General features: G+C 67.1%; 22 protein-coding genes and 1 tRNA gene. 12 read left to right on the forward strand and 11 right to left on the reverse strand.

Translation table 11 applies throughout. The features are described from left to right. The 3 genes from ybgF to queC all read left to right on the forward strand — a co-directional run bounded on the left by ybgF (position 1) and on the right by queC (position 2,471). Positions 1 to 819 carry a tol-pal system protein YbgF gene (gene ybgF / locus AC5P98_RS10375; RefSeq protein ID WP_049406165.1) on the forward strand — a complete coding sequence of 273 codons (819 nt, stop codon included), beginning with the start codon at positions 1 to 3 and terminating at the stop codon, positions 817 to 819. 206 nt (positions 820 to 1,025) lie between these two features. Beyond that, on the forward strand, positions 1,026 to 1,727 hold the full coding sequence (gene queE / locus AC5P98_RS10380; RefSeq protein ID WP_032958953.1) for a 7-carboxy-7-deazaguanine synthase QueE: 702 nt from the start codon (positions 1,026 to 1,028) through the stop codon (positions 1,725 to 1,727). A 78-nt stretch (positions 1,728 to 1,805) separates the two neighbouring features. Beyond that, a complete protein-coding gene (queC, locus tag AC5P98_RS10385; protein ID WP_032958954.1) occupies positions 1,806 to 2,471 on the forward strand; it encodes a 7-cyano-7-deazaguanine synthase QueC in 666 nt (221 codons plus the stop codon). 142 nt (positions 2,472 to 2,613) lie between these two features. Here queC and AC5P98_RS10390 read toward each other — a convergent pair whose 3' ends face one another. Next, the gene (locus AC5P98_RS10390) at positions 2,614 to 3,570 is read right to left on the reverse strand and encodes a DUF2268 domain-containing putative Zn-dependent protease (protein ID WP_049406164.1); all 957 of its coding nucleotides are present in this window, start codon (positions 3,568 to 3,570) and stop codon (positions 2,614 to 2,616) included. Between the two features lie 177 nt (positions 3,571 to 3,747). On the opposite strand from AC5P98_RS10390, the gene AC5P98_RS10395 reads away from it, so the two are divergent. Next, a tRNA-Lys gene (locus tag AC5P98_RS10395) sits at positions 3,748 to 3,823 on the forward strand. A gap of 288 nt (positions 3,824 to 4,111) precedes the next feature. Here AC5P98_RS10395 and AC5P98_RS10400 read toward each other — a convergent pair. Both AC5P98_RS10400 and AC5P98_RS10405 read right to left on the reverse strand, forming a co-directional pair. Beyond that, on the reverse strand, positions 4,112 to 4,480 hold the full coding sequence (locus AC5P98_RS10400; RefSeq protein WP_014038214.1) for a hypothetical protein: 369 nt from the start codon (positions 4,478 to 4,480) through the stop codon (positions 4,112 to 4,114). After that, positions 4,434 to 4,940: a hypothetical protein gene (locus AC5P98_RS10405; RefSeq protein ID WP_032958957.1), complete on the reverse strand. Its 507-nt coding sequence runs from the start codon at positions 4,938 to 4,940 to the stop codon at positions 4,434 to 4,436. Before AC5P98_RS10405 ends, AC5P98_RS10400 begins: the two co-directional genes overlap by 47 nt. Before the next feature lie 85 nt (positions 4,941 to 5,025). On the opposite strand from AC5P98_RS10405, the gene AC5P98_RS10410 reads away from it, so the two are divergent. The 7 genes from AC5P98_RS10410 (at position 5,026) to AC5P98_RS10440 (ending at position 8,964) form a co-directional block, all read left to right on the forward strand. Further along, on the forward strand, positions 5,026 to 5,286 hold the full coding sequence (locus AC5P98_RS10410; protein WP_032958958.1) for a helix-turn-helix domain-containing protein: 261 nt from the start codon (positions 5,026 to 5,028) through the stop codon (positions 5,284 to 5,286). Continuing rightward, on the forward strand, positions 5,276 to 5,704 hold the full coding sequence (locus tag AC5P98_RS10415; protein ID WP_014038211.1) for a hypothetical protein: 429 nt from the start codon (positions 5,276 to 5,278) through the stop codon (positions 5,702 to 5,704). Before AC5P98_RS10410 ends, AC5P98_RS10415 begins: the two co-directional genes overlap by 11 nt. A gap of 125 nt (positions 5,705 to 5,829) precedes the next feature. Beyond that, complete coding sequence (locus tag AC5P98_RS10420; protein ID WP_014038210.1) at positions 5,830 to 6,027, forward strand: hypothetical protein; 198 nt, start codon at positions 5,830 to 5,832, stop codon at positions 6,025 to 6,027. After that, complete coding sequence (locus tag AC5P98_RS10425) at positions 6,024 to 6,560, forward strand: glycoside hydrolase family protein (RefSeq protein ID WP_049406161.1); 537 nt, start codon at positions 6,024 to 6,026, stop codon at positions 6,558 to 6,560. Before AC5P98_RS10420 ends, AC5P98_RS10425 begins: the two co-directional genes overlap by 4 nt. Before the next feature lie 3 nt (positions 6,561 to 6,563). After that, complete coding sequence (locus tag AC5P98_RS10430; protein ID WP_049406159.1) at positions 6,564 to 7,028, forward strand: lysis system spanin subunit; 465 nt, start codon at positions 6,564 to 6,566, stop codon at positions 7,026 to 7,028. 49 nt (positions 7,029 to 7,077) lie between these two features. Then, positions 7,078 to 7,941 carry an alpha/beta hydrolase gene (locus tag AC5P98_RS10435; RefSeq protein ID WP_032958962.1) on the forward strand — a complete coding sequence of 288 codons (864 nt, stop codon included), beginning with the start codon at positions 7,078 to 7,080 and terminating at the stop codon, positions 7,939 to 7,941. An 84-nt stretch (positions 7,942 to 8,025) separates the two neighbouring features. Then, positions 8,026 to 8,964: an alpha/beta hydrolase gene (locus AC5P98_RS10440; RefSeq protein WP_049406154.1), complete on the forward strand. Its 939-nt coding sequence runs from the start codon at positions 8,026 to 8,028 to the stop codon at positions 8,962 to 8,964. Between the two features lie 56 nt (positions 8,965 to 9,020). Here AC5P98_RS10440 and AC5P98_RS10445 read toward each other — a convergent pair whose 3' ends face one another. Continuing rightward, a complete protein-coding gene (locus tag AC5P98_RS10445) occupies positions 9,021 to 9,443 on the reverse strand; it encodes a response regulator (RefSeq protein WP_014648113.1) in 423 nt (140 codons plus the stop codon). 92 nt (positions 9,444 to 9,535) lie between these two features. After that, positions 9,536 to 10,303 carry a CPBP family glutamic-type intramembrane protease gene (locus tag AC5P98_RS10450; protein WP_049406152.1) on the reverse strand — a complete coding sequence of 256 codons (768 nt, stop codon included), beginning with the start codon at positions 10,301 to 10,303 and terminating at the stop codon, positions 9,536 to 9,538. 149 nt (positions 10,304 to 10,452) lie between these two features. Here AC5P98_RS10450 and AC5P98_RS10455 point away from each other — a divergent pair, with 149 nt between their 5' ends. After that, positions 10,453 to 10,758, forward strand: coding sequence for a TFIIB-type zinc ribbon-containing protein (locus tag AC5P98_RS10455; protein ID WP_014648111.1), 306 nt, complete (start codon positions 10,453 to 10,455; stop codon positions 10,756 to 10,758). A 78-nt stretch (positions 10,759 to 10,836) separates the two neighbouring features. Here the strand turns inward: AC5P98_RS10455 and AC5P98_RS10460 are convergent, their stop codons facing one another. From AC5P98_RS10460 to AC5P98_RS10485, 6 genes are all read right to left on the reverse strand, one after another. Continuing rightward, a complete protein-coding gene (locus tag AC5P98_RS10460) occupies positions 10,837 to 11,349 on the reverse strand; it encodes a GNAT family N-acetyltransferase (protein ID WP_069116296.1) in 513 nt (170 codons plus the stop codon). An 81-nt stretch (positions 11,350 to 11,430) separates the two neighbouring features. Then, positions 11,431 to 12,441, reverse strand: a complete 1,011-nt coding sequence (locus AC5P98_RS10465) for a copper resistance protein B (RefSeq protein ID WP_053496105.1) — start codon at positions 12,439 to 12,441, stop codon at positions 11,431 to 11,433. After that, on the reverse strand, positions 12,438 to 14,249 hold the full coding sequence (locus tag AC5P98_RS10470; protein WP_495229997.1) for a copper resistance system multicopper oxidase: 1,812 nt from the start codon (positions 14,247 to 14,249) through the stop codon (positions 12,438 to 12,440). Before AC5P98_RS10470 ends, AC5P98_RS10465 begins: the two co-directional genes overlap by 4 nt. Positions 14,250 to 14,324: 75 nt before the next feature. Further along, positions 14,325 to 14,708: a CopL family metal-binding regulatory protein gene (locus AC5P98_RS10475; protein WP_069116289.1), complete on the reverse strand. Its 384-nt coding sequence runs from the start codon at positions 14,706 to 14,708 to the stop codon at positions 14,325 to 14,327. Positions 14,709 to 14,912: 204 nt separating this feature from the next. Then, complete coding sequence (gene recQ / locus AC5P98_RS10480; protein ID WP_495229998.1) at positions 14,913 to 16,718, reverse strand: DNA helicase RecQ; 1,806 nt, start codon at positions 16,716 to 16,718, stop codon at positions 14,913 to 14,915. Between the two features lie 571 nt (positions 16,719 to 17,289). Further along, positions 17,290 to 17,838: a Dps family protein gene (locus AC5P98_RS10485; RefSeq protein WP_005410730.1), complete on the reverse strand. Its 549-nt coding sequence runs from the start codon at positions 17,836 to 17,838 to the stop codon at positions 17,290 to 17,292. Positions 17,839 to 17,856: the final 18 nt, after the last annotated feature.

A 17,856-nucleotide genomic window follows, 5' to 3' on the forward strand; every position in this document is an offset into this window, starting at 1 on the left:
ATGCGCATTGGCATCAAACTGATGCTGGTCGTTGCGGCAGCCCTCGTGGCTGCCGCACCGGCGCATGCACAGCGACAGAGCCTGGCCGACCGTGTCGGCGCGCTCGAGCAGCAGATGTACAACAACAGCGCCAACCAGGACCTGTTGAACCAGATCAATCAGCTGCGGCAGCAGGTCACCAGCCTGCAGGCCTCGATCGAGCAGTTGCAGCACGACAACGCCCAGCTCAAGCAGTCCGCCCAGGACCAGTACCTGGATCTGGACAGCCGCCTGAACCGGTTGGAAGGGGGCAATGCCGCCCCGGCCCTGCCGCCCGTTCCGGCGAGCGCGCCGAAGGCCGCACCGGCCCCGGCAAAACCCGCAGCGGCGGCCACTTCCGAGCGGCCGCCTTCCGTCCACGGTGATGCCGGCAGTCTTGCCGCCACCGGCGACGAGCGCACCTCCTACAACGTCGCCTTCGATTCGCTGAAGGCCGGCAAGTACGATGATTCGGCGCAGTTGTTCCTGAGCTTCCTGCAGCTGTACCCGAACGGCGTCTACGCGCCGAACGCGCTGTACTGGCTGGGCGAGAGCTACTACGCCACCCGCAACTTCCCGATGGCCGAGACCCAGTTCCGCGAACTGCTCTCGCGCTATCCGACGCACGACAAGGCTGCCGGCGGCCTGCTCAAGGTCGGCCTCTCGCAGTATGGCGAGGGCAAGGTCGACCAGGCCCAGCAGACGCTGGAGGCCGTCGTGGCGCAGTACCCCGGCTCGGACGCCGCGCGCACCGCGCAGGACCGTCTGCAGTCCATCCGCCTCGGCAAGCAGATCCGCTGATCCGCTGACCCGGCGTACAATAGGTGCCCTGTAGAGCCGAGCCCACGCTCGGCTGCTTTCGTTTCCGGTTCGGCAAACCCGCCCGGATCCGGCAGCGCCGGGCCCTGTCTGCCCGGTTGTTTTCGTAGAGCCGAGCCATGCTCGGCTGCGTTCGTTACCGGCCACGGTAGCCCACCCGCCACGTGTCCCACCAAGAAGTACCCGCCATGACCGCCGTTACTCCGTCCAGCGCCGCCGCCACGCCCAGTGAGATCGTGCAGTCGCCCCTGCCACGCCTGAAGATCACCGAGATCTTCACCTCGCTGCAGGGCGAAGCCGATACCGCCGGCTGGCCAACCGTGTTCGTGCGCCTGACCGGCTGCCCGCTGCGTTGCCAGTACTGCGACACCGCCTATGCCTTCCACGGCGGCACCTGGTGGGATATCGACGACATCGTGGCCGAGGTGCTGGCCCAGGGCGTGCGCCACGTGTGCGTGACCGGTGGCGAGCCGTTGGCGCAGAAGCGCTGCCTGGTGCTGTTGGAAAAGCTGTGCGATGCCGGCATGGACGTCTCGCTGGAAACTTCCGGTGCGCTGGACGTCAGCGCGGTGGACCCGCGGGTGTCGCGCGTCGTCGACATCAAGACGCCGGGTTCGGCCGAAGCCGCCCGCAACCGCCTGGAAAACCTGCCGCTGCTGACCGCCCGCGACCAGATCAAGTTCGTCATCTGCAACCGCGAGGACTACGACTGGGCCAAGGCGATGGTCGCCGGGCACGGCCTGGTGCAGCGCTGCACCGTGTTCTTCTCGCCCAGCAAGGGCGAGATCACCGCGCGGCAGCTGGCCGACTGGATTGTCGAAGACCGGCTGCCGGTGCGCTTCCAGATGCAGTTGCATAAAATCCTGTGGAACGACGAGCCGGGCCGATGAGCCGGCGCAGCGTTCCCTGATGTAACTCCGGCGCGGGACAGCGTGCTGGCTTTCCCCTCCCAACCGGATGTTTTTCCCATGAAGAAGGCAGTCGTGCTTCTCTCCGGCGGCATGGATTCAGCCGCCGTCATCGCCATGGCCCAGGAACAGGGCTTCGCCGTGCATGCCCTGAGCGTGCGCTATGGCCAGCGCCATACCTCCGAACTGGACGCTGCCGCCCGCGTGGCCAAGGCCCAGGGCGTGGTCGCGCACAAGACCGTGGACGTGGACCTGCGCAGCATCGGCGGCTCGGCACTGACCGACGACATCGACGTGCCGGAGGCCGGCGGTGCCGGCATTCCGGTCACCTATGTGCCGGCGCGCAACACCATCATGCTGTCGCTGGCCCTGGGCTGGGCCGAAGTGCTTGGCGCCAACGACATCTTCTGCGGCGTCAACGCCGTGGATTACTCCGGCTACCCGGACTGCCGCCCCGAGTTCGTGGCGGCGTTCCAGGCGCTGGCCAACCTGGCCACCAAGTCGGGCGTGGAAGGTGCGGGCATCAAGGTGCACGCACCGCTGCAGTTCCTCAGCAAGGGCCAGATCGTCAGCGAAGGCGTGCGCCTGGGCGTGGACTTCGGCCTGACCGTGTCCTGCTACAACGCCGACGCTCACGGCGCCGCCTGCGGTCATTGCGATGCCTGCCGCCTGCGCGCGCAGGGCTTTGCCGAGGCCGGCGTGCCCGACCCCACGCTGTACGCCTGACCGCGTCTGGTAGAGCCGGCCGCTGGCCGGCTTCACTGCAGGTGCGAACCGCCCCTTCTTGGTGGGTGCAAGCCGCCCCCTCTCGGTGGGTGCGCCCGCCCCCCTCTCGGTGGGTGCGAACCGTTGGTTCGCACTCCTTGACCTAGCGGGCCTGCAACCATCCCGATGCCTCGATGAAGCCGCGCACCGCGTCCGGATCGGCGTAGTCCAGTTCGATCATCCGCGCGATGGCGGCCCCCTCGTCGGTCTGTTGGCGCATGTACTCCTGCGCGATGCGGTATCCGGCGTAGTAGCCCAGATCACTCACCCCGAACGGATTGCGCGCGCTGTTGTACAGCCAGTTGTCCAGGCTGTCACCGTGCATCTCGGCAAGGAAGCGCGTGCGGATTTGTGCCTCGTGCGCGGGCCCATAGGCGTACAGCGGCAGTGCCGGACGGCGACCGCTGATGCGCTCTGCCACGTATTCGGCTACGCCTTCGCGTACTGCGTACTGGGCCAGGCTGCCAGTGGTCTCGCGCTGCTGGGTATGCACGTACTCGTGCAGGTTGTTCTGCGCGTTGTTCGCACCGGGGCGGCTGTCGTAGAAGATCCGCAGGCGGCCGCGCATCGGCTCGGGCAGCTCGCTTACGTCCACGCGCTCATCGCCCAGCGCCATCTCCGCCCCGATCAACACCTTGTCGCCCAACGTGGTGCCGCCGGTACGCAGCACGCCCATCGCGTAGGTGATGGTGGCCGGACGCAGTGCAGGGTAGAGCGCGCGGAACGCGTCCAGGTCCCGGTCCAGCGTGGCGCTGGCCTGCTGCGCGTTCGCAGTCAACGGCCGTACCGAAGTCCAGAAGCGTGGCCATGACTGCATGGCCTCGGCGTATTCGCGGGCCGTGTAGTTGCGGACCTGCGTCAGTGCATGCAGTCCGGGGCTGCCGGGATCGATGTAGCGTTGCTGGACCAGCACCACGCGGCGTTCGGCATCAGGCTCGGCGCGCACCGCGTCATAGGTGGCCCAAAAGCGGGCGATGTCGTCAGTGACGACCTGGGACGGCGAGGCCACTGCTGTGCAGGGCAACAGCAGGATGGCGATCAGATAGCTGGAAAAGCGCATCCGTGGCTCCGGGTGTTGAACATGGATGGGATGCGTGGAAGGCCCGGAAGGTTTAAGCGGGCTGACCCGACCGGGTAGTGCCGGCCGCTGGCCGGCACACGCACCAACCCTGTACTTCGCGCGACCCGGCAAAGTAGGGTAGAATGCGGACCCCGCCGAAAGGCCGGGCGATGCATCGGGCCGTTAGCTCAGTCGGTAGAGCAGAAGACTTTTAATCTTTTGGTCGAAGGTTCGAATCCTTCACGGCCCACCATTGCATTGACGATCAAGGCGCCCAAGGGGCGCCTTTTTTGTTGCTTCCTTCAAAGCACTTCCGCAATGGGGGAAGTGCCGCTGCAACGATGCGGTGTTGCAGGTGCCATCGACTCCCCGGCGCCCGCTGGCAGCGGGTGCGGGGAGGCGGCGCTCCGCGCACCCGCTTCCGTCGCTGCTGCCCCCACGTCACTCACCTTAAAAAAATTACCTTTAAGGTAACAATAATGGTAATTTCAGGTAATTGATCTCATCAGAACCGGCCGTTTCCGGCCGGCCAGGGACGCTGTCAGCCGTAATGCGCGCGCAACAGCCCGGCGTCGTGGAAGGAAATGCCCTCGCGGATGCACTCCTCCGCGCGCTCCATGTCCTTGTGCAACTGGATCAGTGCGTCGTCGGCGAGCTGCTCGATGTTGACCACACCGCAACATGCCTGATCGATCACATGCTGCATGGGTTCGCCCCAGCGTCGGCGTACGTTGCGGATCATGCGGCAATGCCACTCGCGCATGATCGCGTCCATGCGCCTCTCCCCGCGGACCACATGTGCGTCTCCCGCCACCACCCGCAATGCCGGCGCCGGGGTGCGCTCGCCGCGCAGTTCCTGGGTCCTAGCGGCCAACCGCTGTGCGAGCTCCTCGAGTCGCGTGTGAGTCATCCCTTGCCTCCCTGATCCGTCTTGCCAGAAGCTTCGTCAGGTCGAGCACATTGTCCGGTGCAGAGGGCTGACCGAACTCGTCCACGACCATGAATGCGGTCTCCAGCAGCACGGGATCGTAGATCCATTCCGGTGGATCGCCGACCAGCTCCAGGTAGTGCGAAAGCACCTTGACCGCAGCGCTCATTTTCTCGAAATCCAGTCCCGTAGATTGAGACTGAAGCGACACGTCCCCGTCCTGATCGACGCGATCCAGCGTTCCATGTGGAAGCTGCATCACTGATTCAAGATCGCGCGCAAGCCGATGGCCGATGCTCTTCGGGTTGCTCTCGGAAATCCACTGGCTGACCTGGGGCTGGGCCCAGCGGGTGCCACCGTACAGGCGGGCCCACTCGGCCGGGCCGCCGGCGGCGGCCACGCGGAGGCGCATGTTGAGGGTGCGAGCGGTACTGGCGTCCATCTGTAGATGGTGCGCTGCATTACCAATCCAGCAAATGACCAAAACGGTATTGACCACCAATTACCGTAGCAGTAATGTGTGGCCCATGAACCTCATCGACTACGCCATCTCCCAAGGGGGCTACGGCACCCCCAGCTGTCCCGTCATGCGCCGCCTGGCCCACCAGACCGGTTGCGCGCTGCGGACCCTCTACATGATCGCCCGCGGCCACAAGCTGCCCGGCGCGCGCCTGTGCCGGCGCATCGAGCTGGCCACTGCGGGCGCCGTGCGCCGCGAATCCCTGCGCCCGGATGTGTTCGGTCCGGCCCCGTCGCCCGTCAAAGGAGAAGCCACCCATGCAGCTTGATACGTTCGGTGAGTATGTCCGCAGCCGCCTGGAGCACTGGGGCGGCGAATATGCGCTGCATCGCGACTGCGAATACCTCGGCTTCCAGTCGCGCAACCTGCTGGCGGTGCTGATCGAGCATCGTGGTGACATGCCGGGGCGGGCCCAGGGCTACAAGCCTCTGGAAACCGATCAGCTGGCGCAGCAGATCGAAGACATCATCACGGCGGTCGCGCGTGACAACGTGGCGATGGCCTGTGCGCTGCGCGGCTACTACTGCGGGCGTGGCCGACGCAAGGTCGAACGATTCGAAACGGCGAATCTGCTGCTGGCCAACAGCGGGCAGCGGCCGGTATCCAACCGGCATTACCTCAACCTGGTCGAACTTGGCTTCCAGCGCGTACGTGGCTGGATGGAGGGCATCGCCCAGGCCGCATGAGCGGCGGAACCGATCTTCCGCCCGCCTCCCGACCGGAACAACCCTCGTGCCGAGCCGGCAGCGGGGCGGGCACCTCTTCGGGCCACGTCGATGCGACGCGGCCTGCATTCCCTCCAGGACCCATCATGAAAGAAGAAATCATCAGCACGGCCGGCGCGGCGGCCATCAAGTCGGCGCCGCCGGTTACCGTCGCCGGTGCGCTTGCAGCCGGCATCACCCTGGACCGCCTGGTCGTGGTCCTCACCATCATCTACCTGGCGGCGCAGATTGCCTATCTGGGCTGGCGCTGGCTGCGCGAATGGCGCCGCAGGGAGCGCGAATGAGCCGGCCCGGCAGTACATTGCAGGTACGCAGCCTGGTCGCCGCGCTTGCGCTGAGTGCTGCGGGCCTGATCGCCATCGTTGACCGCGAGGGATACACCGACGCCGCAGTGGTGCCCACGCGCAATGACCGACCCACCTATGGCTTCGGCTCGACCGTTCGCGAGGATGGCACGCCGGTGAGGCTGGGCGACCGTACCACGCCGGTACGCGCGCTGCATGCCGTGCAGGCTCATCTGGCCAGGGAGGAAGGGCAGTTCCGCGCGTCGCTGCCCGGTGTGGCGCTCAGCCAGGGCGAGTACGACGTCTATGTCGATTTCCTCTACCAGTACGGCATCGGCAACTGGCGCGCGTCGTCGATGCGCCGGCATCTGCTGCAGGGTGAGTATCACCAGGCCTGCGATGCCTTGCTGCTATGGAGGCGGGCAGGGGGCTACGACTGTTCAACCCGCATCGACGGCCGCCCCAACACCGTGTGCTGGGGAGTGTGGGAGCGCCAGCAGCAGCGCCATGCGCGTTGCCTGGCGGAGCAGTGACCCATGCCGCGCATGCTGGTGGTGATGGCGTCGCTGCTGCTGTGGTCGTTGCTGATGTTCATGACTGGCTGGCGTTGGCGCGGTGATCGCAGCGACCTCGCGATGGCGCGTGCCGATGTGGAGCAACAGGCCGGCGCGGTGCAGTCCGAACGGCGGTTGCGCCGGGATCAGGAAGAACGGAGCGAGGCGATGGCCTCACTGGGGGAACTACATGAACAGGATCGTGAGCGCGCGGCCGAGGTGGATGCCGATGTGGTGGCTGCCCTGCGCGCTGGCACTCTCCGCCTGCGCGACGACCTCGCCGCGTGCCATACCGGCCGTCTGTCCGAAGCCGCCGCCCGCACCGGCGAACGTGATGCGGGCGCCCAGTTACGAGCAGAGGTTGCGGCAGCGCTTGTTCGAATCGGACGCGATGCCGACGACCAGCTCCGTGCCTGCCAGGCCGTGATCGAACTGGATCGCCGTTGAGGGCGCCGGCGCAGTTATGCTGGCCGTCCTCTCGAAAATGGAAGTTCGCATGCGCGTCGTCGCTCTCTCCGCCCTGATCCTGCTGGCCGCCGCAGGGCCGGGCCTCGCAGCTGTTCCCACCGTGCCGGCAGCACCGCCGGCATCGACCGCTGCGGCCGCACCACTGGTGATCGGCGAGACCTTCACCGTGCAGTCGAAGGCACTGGGCGAGACCCGCCGCATCAATGTCTATCGTCCGCAGCCCTGGGGCCTGGATCCGAAGGCGCCGCTGCCGGTGCTGTACATGGCCGATGGCGGCATCGGCGAGGATTTCCTGCATGTGGCAGGGCTGGTGCAGGTGCTGACCGGCAATGGCAGCATGCGTCCGTTCCTGCTGGTCGGCATCGAGAATACCGAGCGCCGCCGCGACATGACCGGCCCCAGCAGCGACCCGCAGGACCAGAAGATCGCGCCACGCATCGGTGGCTCGGCGGCCTACCGCAGCTTCCTGCGCGATGAACTGATGCCGCAGGTACGCCAGCGCTACCCGACCACAGACGAGCGTGCGCTGATCGGTGAGTCGCTGGCTGGCCTGTTCGTGGTCGAGACGCTGCTGCAGGAGCCGACGCTGTTCAACAGCTATATCGCGCTGGACCCCAGCCTGTGGTGGAACCGTGGTGCGATGCTGGCCGGAGCATCCCGGCAGCTGCCGGCGGTGACGCGTGCACAGCCGCACGTGTTCCTGGCCAGCAGCGGGCAACCGGAACTGGCCGCATCCACTGCACGACTGGCCGAGATCCTGCAGCAGGCCTCGCCGTCGCCGCTGGTGAAGTACCTGCCGCTGCCGGAGGAAACCCACGCGACCGTCTACCACCCGGCCGCATTGCAGGCGCTGCGCACACTGTTCCCGGCGCCGCCGCCGGCCTCGCCCTGACCGCGCGTGGCGCGGCGCCGCGCGACGTGTGAGGATGCGGTAGCGACGCCACCCGGGTGCGTCGCCCGCAACGGGAGAGTGTGGATGCAGCGTGTGCGTGGATGGAGTGTGGCGGCCTGCCTGGCCATGGGGGGCTGTGCGATGTCGGTGGCGCCACCGGCAACTCCGGATGAAGCGAAGGAAAGCGCGGCCACCGCCGCGCAGGGCGTGGTGCTGCCGGATACCGAGGCGCTGCGCGTGCACGACCCGGTGGGACGCGATTACCCGATCTGGGTGGCGTTGCCGGCCGACTACGCCGCACATCCGGAAAAGCACTATCCGGTGCTGTACGTGACCGATGCGCTGTACAGCTTCCCGCTGGTGCGCAGCGTGCGCAACCTGGTCGGGCAGCAGGGCGTCAACATCGAGAACTTCATCCTGGTCGGGCTGCCGCCGCAGGAGGGGCTGACCTCCAAGCAGAGCCGCTCGCGCGACTACACGCCCAGCACCCCGGCGCGTACGGTCGATGGCTACTACAGCGACGACGTCTCCTACGGCGGGGCCGCGCACTACCGCGATTTCCTGGCGGCGCAGGTGCTGCCGATGGTCGATGCGCGCTACCGCACCGATCCCACCCGCCGCATGTTCGCCGGCCACTCCTATGGCGCGCTGTTCGGCGCCTATGTGCTGACCACCCAGCCGGACTTGTTCAGCACCTACATCCTGTCCAGTCCGTCGCTGTGGTTCGACCAGCTACTGCTGCCACGCATGCAGGACGTCGCCGTCATCCCGGCGCAGCCCACGCGCGTTCTGTTGTCGGTGGGCAGCTATGAAACGGACAAGCCCGGGCCGCGCTATTCAACCGGCAACGACATGCTGCGCCAGACCGCCGACTTCACCGCCCAGCTTCAGCGCAGTGGCCGCAAGCTGAAGGTGGACAACGTGGTGATCGACGGTGAGGACCACCTGACCGTCTACCCGCGGGCGATCACCCGTGCGCTGCTGGAAGTGATGCCGGGCGAGGGGCCGTATACCGGCGGTTGATGGCCGGTGGCATCCACGCATGGCATGGATACCGGGGTGTGGTGTGGATGAATGCCTCAGGCGGCCTGTGCATCCGGCCCGGTCAATACGCCCACATCGGCGTGCCGGAAGCACAGCCGGATGGCGTCGAGCAGCTCGCTCATGTTGTAAGGTTTGGGCAGGAAATGGATGCCGTCGCGCAGCTGCGGCAGCACCTGGTGCTGGTCCATGCCCGACGTCACCAGGATCGGCAGCTGGGGATACAGGCTGCGGACCCGGTTGGCGGCTTCAATGCCACTGATCGCACCCAGATTGACGTCGGTGAACAGCAGGTCGAAACGCTCACCGGCCGCCAGCAGGCCCAGCGCCGCTTCGGCAGAGCTCACGCCCACTACGTGGCAGGCCTGGCTTTCCAGCGCCAGTCGGCTCAGCTCGCGGGTTTCCTCGGCGTCCTCGATGAGCAGGACGCGGGGTTCAACGTGGCGCTTGGACAGCAACATGACGCGACAACTCCGGACAGCAACGGTGAAAAGGCGCGCAAGTATGCGCAAGCCGGTAGTGATCCCGACGTGCACGGCAAGCTAAGCGGGCGTTACAGCCCTCTCTGGCGCCTGAACCGCACGTGCCAGGCCAGCACCGCCACCGCGAGCAGGGCGGTGCCGATGCGCAGGCAGGTGGCCTGCCAACCCAATGCGATGGCGTCATCGAAGCTGAACACATTCCAGGCCAGGTTCATCGAAACATGCAGGACCAGGCCGCACCACAGGGTGTCGCCGTCGAGGTGGTCGAGCCAGGCGAAGATGAAGCCGCCCAGCGCGATCACCGCGCCAATGAACAGTGCGATGCCGCCGCCGTCGAACCCGCCGAAGCCGAGCCAGTGCACCATGCCGAACAGCAGTGCCTGCGGCAGCGCGAGCAACGGCCACGGACCGCGCACGATCTTCACCAGCAGCACGAAGCCGAGGCCACGGAACAGCACTTCCTCGGCCAGCGGGAACAGCGCGGCCAGCATCGTGGCATCCAGCCCAGTCAGCGCCGTGTTCGGAGTTCCGAGCAGCGCCAGTCCCAGCCAGCAGGGCAGGCTGGCCAGCAGCACCCACAACGGGCCGCCCCAGCCGTTTCCGCGCAGTCCCAAGCTGGCCATCAGGCCCATGCCACGGGGCCGCAGCAGCGCGGCCAGCAGCAGTGCCACCAGTACCGCCAGCGCGTTGTCCAACAGGCTGCCGCCATAGGGGATGGGCAGTGCGGGAACCGGTGTGCCGATGGCCGCGGCGATATCCCGCAGGTTCAGGCCAAGGCCGACACCCAGCAGCACCAGCAACAGGCGCGCGGTGGTGGGCAGGCGGGACAATACGGTCATGTACGCATTCCCTGCGGAACAAGGGCGCAGTGTGCCGCGCGGTACGCATGTGGGCACGCGCCGGAAGTCCCTGTGCCATCGGTCACGCGTTGCCGCACAGTCATCGCGGTGCAGGTACAGTCGAAACCAGACCGACAGGAGCAATACCGATGCTGTGCCCCGTGTGCAAGACCCAGACGCTGCAGATGGCCGAACGCCACGGCATCGAGATCGATTACTGCCCAAGTTGCCGCGGCGTGTGGCTGGATCGTGGCGAGCTGGACAAGATCATCGAGCGCGCAGGCGCCGGTGCGGCCGTACCGCCGCCAGCGCCCGTGCAGGCTCAGCCGGCCTCGCCGCCACCGGTGATGCACCGTGATACCCGCCACCTCGGCCAGCGCTACGAGGACAACCGGGGCCAGGGCTACAAGAAAAAGAAGAAGGACAGCTTCCTGTCGGAACTGTTCGATTTCTAGTTTGTAGCGTCGAGCCATGCTCGACTGGATATTGCAGACCCTGGCCAAGCATGGCTCGACGCTACATGGGCTGCATGATCATGGCCGCCGCAGGATGAACTCGCGGTCGTGGGTATCACCGACGATGAAGTCGTACTCGCCGACCTTGCTGCAGCCATAGCGCGCGTAGAAGCGCTGCGCGCCGAAGTTTTCTTCCCATACGCCCACCCACAGGGTGCGGCGCTGCGGCCGGTCCAGCCAGGCCATGAACGCGTCCATCAGGCGTGCACCATGGCCGCCGTTCTGGTGTGCGGCCAGGATGTAGAACCGCTTCAGTTCGATGTCGCCCTCGCGTGCATCGGCGTGCGGCAGGGTGTTGGCACCGGCGGCCAGGTAGCCGACCACGGCGTCGCCGTCCATCAGCAGCCAGATGGCACTGCGTGGGTCGGACAGTTCAGTGCGCTGCGGTTCGCTGCTGTAGTGCGCCTGCAGGAAATCATGCAGCTCCTGCGCGGGGTACGAGTCGCCCCAGGTTTCGGTGTAGGTGGTGATGGCGATCGCCGACAGGGCGTCGACATCGGCAAGGGTGGCGCGGCGGATCTGCAACGACATGGCGGTGCCTGCACTGGAACGTGGCGCAGTGTAGCCGGCCCCGGCGGCTGCCGGGGCTGGCCATTGCGCACGAGCCGCTGCTCAGAACCACATGCGCACGCCGGCCACCCAGCGTGTGTCGCGCGCGTGGTCACCGGCGTAGTCGGCGGTGTCGCCAAACGTGCGCTCGTGGCTGATGCCGATGTATGGCGCAAAACGGCGGCTGAACTCATAGCGCAGGCGCAGCCCGGCTTCGACCTTGTTCAGTCCGCGACCAATGCCGTACTCCGGTTCATCCCTGGCAGCGACGGTGGCTTCCAGCAGCGGCTGCAGGATCAGGCGGTTGGTCAGCAGCACGTCGTACTCGACCTCGGCCTTGGCCAGCACCTGGCCGCCGGAACCCATATACAGCGTGGCCGAGCTCTCGAACTTGTACGGTGCCAGCCCCTGGATGCCGATGGCCGCCCACGTGCGCGAGTCGGCCGGGCGGAAGTCCTGGCGCACGCCGACCAGCACGTCCCACCACGGCGACACGCTGCGGCCATACAGTGCTTCCAGCGACGATGACTCGGTGCGGCCGCGGCTGCGTTCGCCATCGGTGCGCAGCCACAGGCGGTTGATGTTGCCACCGATCCAGCCGGTGGCCTCCCAGGCCTGGCCATTGCTGCTCTTGCCGTCCCAATGTTCGAGGCGGTCGATCAGCAGCAGGCTGTTGATCTCCGGCGCATGCTCCATCGCACCGTGCGCGATCGGTGGGAATGCGGCAGCGCGGTCGGCATCGGTCGGCACCGGGATGGGGGCGCGCGGTTCGGTGGGCGCGGGCGTGGCATGGCCCATTGCCCCGTGGTCCATCTGCGAATGGTCCATCGCCGCCGGTTGCATCGCGCCATGGTCCATCTTCGAGTGATCCATGCCGGCATGATCTGTGGCGCCCGAATCCATCTTCGAATGATCCATCTTCGAATGATCGGCCTGTTCGACCGGCGCGTTGGCGGTCTTTGCGGGCGGATCCATCGCGGCCATGTCATGCCCGGCGTGCGACTGCGCGAACACCGGCAATGCGGCGGCCAGGCCCAGGGCCAGCAGGCTGGGGGAAAGCAGTGAGCGGCTCATTCTTCGATCCTCACTTCGCGCATCATGCCCGCTTCCATGTGGTACAGCAGATGGCAGTGGTAGGCCCAGCGGCCGAGCGCATCGGCGCGCACGCGATAGCTGCGGCGGGTGCCGGGCGGCATGTCGATGGTGTGCTTGCGCACCTGGAATTCCTCCTGCGCGTTCTCCAGATCGCTCCACACGCCATGCAGGTGGATCGGGTGCTGCATCATGGTGTCGTTGACCAGCACGATGCGCATGCGCTCGCCGTAGTTCAGCCGCAGCGGTTCGGCGCTGGCGAACGGAATGCCATCGAACGACCAGGAGAATTTCTCCATGTGCCCGGTCAGGTGCAGTTCGATCTCACGGCTGGGCTCGCGGCCATCGGGGTCCTCGAACAGGCTGCGCATCGCGCCATAGGTCAGCACCTGGCGGCCGTTGTCGCGCAGGCCGATGCCGGGGTCGTCCAGCTTCGGTTCGGTGGCCGAGCTCTGCATGTCCACCAGCGGGTTGTTGCGCTCGCTGGCCGGGTGCTTCGGCGCCTTGCTGGCGGTATCGCCACCGGCAGGCGCGCCGTGGCCCATGCTGGCGCCGCAGCCGCCCTCCATGCCCTTCATCGCGGCCATGTCGTGCCCGCCATGACCGCCACCGCCCATGTCATGCCCCATGTCGCTCATGGTCAGCAACGGGCGCGGGTCGCGTGCAGGGATCGGCGCCTGCAGGCCATGGCGTACCGCCAGCGTGCCGGCGGCGAAGCCGGTGCGGCCCATGTCCTGGCAGAAGATGGTAAACGCGTCCTGGCCGGTGGGCTCGACCAGCACATCGTAGGTTTCGGCGGGAGCGATGCGGAACTCATCGATGCTGACCGGATGGATGTACTGGCCATCGGCGGCGACCACGGTCATCTTCAAACCGGGGATGCGCACGTCGAAGTAGGTCATCGAGGCGCCATTGATGAAACGCAGCAGCACCTTCTCGCCGCTGCGGAACAGCCCGGTCCAGTTGCCGGCCGGGGCGGTGCCGTTCATCAGGTAGGTGTAGGTGTGGGCGTTGATGTCGGAGATGTCGGTCGGCGTCATCCGCATCCGCCCCCACATGCCACGGTCGGACAGCGCGGCTGACCAGCCCCCGCGCTTCACGTCACGCAGGAAGTCAGGCAGGGTGCGCTTGTAGTAGTTGTCATGCTCGGCGAGCTTCTTCATGCGCCGGAACAGCGCACCCGGATCCATGTCGGTCCAGTCGGACAGCATGATCACGTGCTCGCGGTCGTGCCGGTACGGCGCCGGTTCGGCCGGATCGATGATCAGCGCGCCGTACAGGCCGGCCTGCTCCTGGAACATCGAGTGGCTGTGGTACCAGTAGGTACCCGACTGCTTCAGCTGGAAGTGGTAGTGGTAGGTCTCGCCGGGGCCGATGCCGTTGAAGCTCAGGCCGGGCACGCCGTCCATGTTGGCCGGCAGCAGGATGCCGTGCCAGTGGATCGAGGTCGGGTGGCGTTCCAGCGTGTTGCGCACGAACAGGTCCACGGTCTGGCCTTCGCGCCAGCGCAGGATCGGCGCCGGCAGCGATCCATTGACGGTGATCGCCGGGCGGGTGCGGCCGGTGAAGTTGGCCAGTGATTCGCCGATGGCCAGTTCGATGCGGGTGTCGCTGAGCACGGCTGGGGCGCCGGCCAGGCGCGGGGTGGCCGTGGCGGCGGCGAGCGCGCGCTGTGGTACGCCGACGGCGGCGATGCCGGCAACCACGCCGCCGGCGGCCAGGCCCTGCACGAACAGGCGGCGCGACGGCATGGGCACGGCGCCCGGACCGGGGGGAATGCGGGTATTCATGGTGGTGACTCCAGACACGTAAAGACGCCGGCTGGTGGCCGGCTACGGTGCGCAGGGCGCACGGTGCATGTGGAATCAGCCGATGGGAGGGCGTGAGATCGGCGGCAGCGGCGGCGCCGGACGGCCGGTGGCCGGCATCGGCTGTGGTGCCAGCGACAACGCCGGGCCGGCCATGAACGGCAACGGCTGCACCACCAGCAACGGGTGCTGGGCACAGCTGCGCACGCAGTCCTTGATCTGGCAGTGGGCGTCGTGGGCGGGGGCCTTGGCCTGCGGGGCCGGGTCGGCCTGCATGCCGGCGTGGTGGTGGCAGTCGGCGTCACCGCCAGCTGCGGCGGCCGCGACGGCGTGTGCCATCCGCCCCATTTCTTCATGACCGCTGGCCATGGCCGCGTTCAGCCCGTTGAGCAACAGGCTGAGCATGAGCACGACACGAAGCAGGGTCGAGGCCAGGGACATGGCGCTAATCTAGCCGCAAGCGGGCGCGGATGCACTTCCGGCTGAATGGCCGGTTCAAGGTTGGAGCTGCACCAAGGTGGAGCCGGGCCCGCGCTCGGCTGCTGTTCGCGCAGGGGCAGCCGAGCGTGGGCTCGGCTCTACAGGGGCGCCCGCGCGCTGTTGGGACCATGCCCGGCGGCCGCGCAGCGCGGCAGCGCGATACCGTCAGCCCTCTTCGCGCACGATCTCGACCAGGCGCGGGCCGTAGCGGCTCAGCTTGGTGCCGCCGATGCCGCCGACCCGTGCCAGTGCATCCAGGCTGGTCGGGCGCTGTTCGGCGATGTTGCGCAGGGTGCTGTCGTGGAAGATCACGAACGCCGGCACGTTCTGTTCGCGGGCCAGTTCGGCACGCAGGCCGCGCAGGGCGTTGAACAGCGCCAGATCCTGCGGCAGTACCGACAGCCCGGTACGCTGCGCACTGCGCTCGCGCCCGCTGGTGCTGCTGGCCGGGTCGCGGCGCATGCTGATCTGGCGGCGGCCGGTCAGTACGTCGCGGCTGGCGTCGGTCAGGCGCAGGCCGCCGTGGCCCTCGCCGTCCACTTCCAGCAGGCTGGCGGCGACCAGTTGGCGGAACACGCTGCGCCAGGTGCGCGCATCCAGATCGCGACCGATCGCATAGGTGCTGAGCTTGTCGTGGCCCTGCTGCTTCACCTTCTCGTTCTCGCTGCCACGCAGGATGTCGATCAGGTGGCCGACGCCGAAGCGCTGGCCGCTGCGGTAGACGCAGCTCAGCGCCTTCTGTGCCGGAATGGTCGCGTCCCACGAGGCCGGCGGTGTCAGGCAGTTGTCGCAGTTGCCGCAGGGCTGGGGGTAGGTCTCGCCGAAACCGGCCAGCAGCACCTGGCGGCGGCACTGCATGGATTCGCAGTAGCCCAGCAGATGGTCGAGCTTGGCCCGCTCCAGCTGCTTGCGCTCTTCGCCGGCCTCGGACTGCTCGATCATCTGCTTGAGCAGCACCACGTCGCCCAGGCCGTAGCACAGCCAGGCCTCGGCGGCCTCGCCATCGCGACCGGCGCGGCCGGTTTCCTGGTAGTAGCCTTCCATCGACTTGGGCAGGTCGGTATGCGCGACAAAGCGCACGTCCGGCTTGTCGATGCCCATGCCGAAGGCGATGGTGGCGCACATCACGATGCCGTCCTCGCGCAGGAAGCGGCGCTGGTTGTTCGCGCGCACGTCCGGCGGCAGGCCGGCGTGGTAGGGCAGGGCGTTGAAGCCCTGGCCGCAGAGGAATTCAGCGGTCTCCTCGACCTTGCGCCGCGACATGCAGTAGACGATGCCGGCCTCGCCACGGTGGCTGCGCAGGAAGTCGGTCAGCTGCTTGCGGGCGTTGTCCTTCTGCACCACGGTGTAGCGGATGTTGGGGCGGTCGAAGGAGCTGACGAAGTGGCGTGCTTCCTGCAGATCCAGGCGCTCGGCGATCTCGCGCTGGGTTGGCGGATCGGCGGTGGCGGTCAGCGCGATCCTCGGGATCTGCGGCCAGCGCTCGTGCAGCACGGTCAGCTGGCGGTATTCCGGGCGGAAGTCGTGGCCCCACTGCGACACGCAGTGTGCTTCGTCGATGGCGAACAGGGCGATCTGGCTGCGCGACAGCAGCGACAGGAAGCGACCGGTCAGCAGCCGCTCGGGAGCGACATAGAGCATGTCCAGCTCACCGGCGAGCAGTTCGCGCTCGACGCGGCCGGCAGTCTCGGCATCCAGGGTGGAATTCAGGTACTCGGCGCGCACGCCGAGCTGGCGCAGGGCTTCGACCTGGTCCTGCATCAGCGCGATCAGCGGCGAGATGACGATGCCGCAACCGTCACGCAGCAGGGCCGGGACCTGGTAGCACAGCGATTTGCCGCCGCCGGTGGGCATCAGCACCAGGGCATCGTGACCGGCAGCCACATGCTCCACGATGTCCTGCTGCGGACCACGGAAATCGTCGTAACCAAAGACGCGTTGGAGCAGGTCGTGCGCGGGACGGGAAGCCATCCGGTTAGTTTACCCCGGAGGGAGGGGTAGGGGTTCGGCAGGGCTGCGCCCTGCACCTGCTGCAAGCCAGTGCAACGTCAAAGGCAACAGCCGGCTCTGCGCTGTCTGCTTATTGGGCGGGGCGGTGTGGGCTTGCAGGACACGCCGTAAACCCGTCCTTGGGGGCTCGATGGCGCCATCCATGGCGCCAACGGTCCTGCAAGCCCACACCGCCCCGCCCCCGACAGTTTCCCGGTGACGGGGGCCAGATCAATCCACGCCATGCGTGGATGAAAACTGTCAGAACTCGACAAACAAAATGGGGTCAGATCCGTTTTCCTGGGGAAAACGGATCCGACCCCAATGGCTTTGCCGGCAGATCGCGGAGAACTGCCGAAGGCGGGGTGGGTCCGGTGGCAGGGGCGTCCGCGGCATGGATGCCGCGGCCAAGCCCCCAAGGACGGGTTCACGGCGTCCCCTGCCACCGGACCCATCCCGCCTACCCACAGGAGGCCAGCTTTTGCTCTGGCTCTGGCCTTGGCTTTAAGGCCTCTGCGGGTGCAGGGCGCAGCCCTGCCGGGCCCCCCAACTCTTACTGCAGCAGCGAGCGCAGCATCCAGGCGTACTTCTCGTGGGTCTGCAGCCGCTGGGTCATCAGATCCTCGGTCGGGGCGTCGTCTCCCTTGGCCGCCACCTCCAGCACTTCACGTGCCGTACGGCAGACTGCTTCGTTGGCGACCACCAACTGGCGTACCATTTCACGCCAGTCCGCGCTGTCGGTCAGGCCCGGTTCCTCGGCGATCGAGGTCAGCGCAGCGAATTCCCGGTAGGAGCCCGGGGCATTGAAGCCCAGCGCGCGGATGCGCTCGGCCACGTCGTCCAGTGCCGCCCACTGCTCGGTGTACTGCGTCTCGAACATGGTGTGCAGCGAGTTGAACATCGACCCGGTCACGTTCCAGTGGAAGTTGTGCGTCTTCAGGTAGAGCGTGAACGCATCGGCCTGGAAGCGCGACAGACCGTCGGCGATCTTCTTGCGGTCGCCCTGGGTGATCCCGATATCGATGTTCGGCGCCGACGGTGCCGCCGCTGCAAGCTTCTGCTTGCCGGTCTTGGCCTTGGTCGTGCTCTTGGTCTTCGCCATGGGGTTCCTCCTTGTGGA

It is taken from the genome of Stenotrophomonas sp. YJH_SMC_135, from assembly GCF_059372355.1.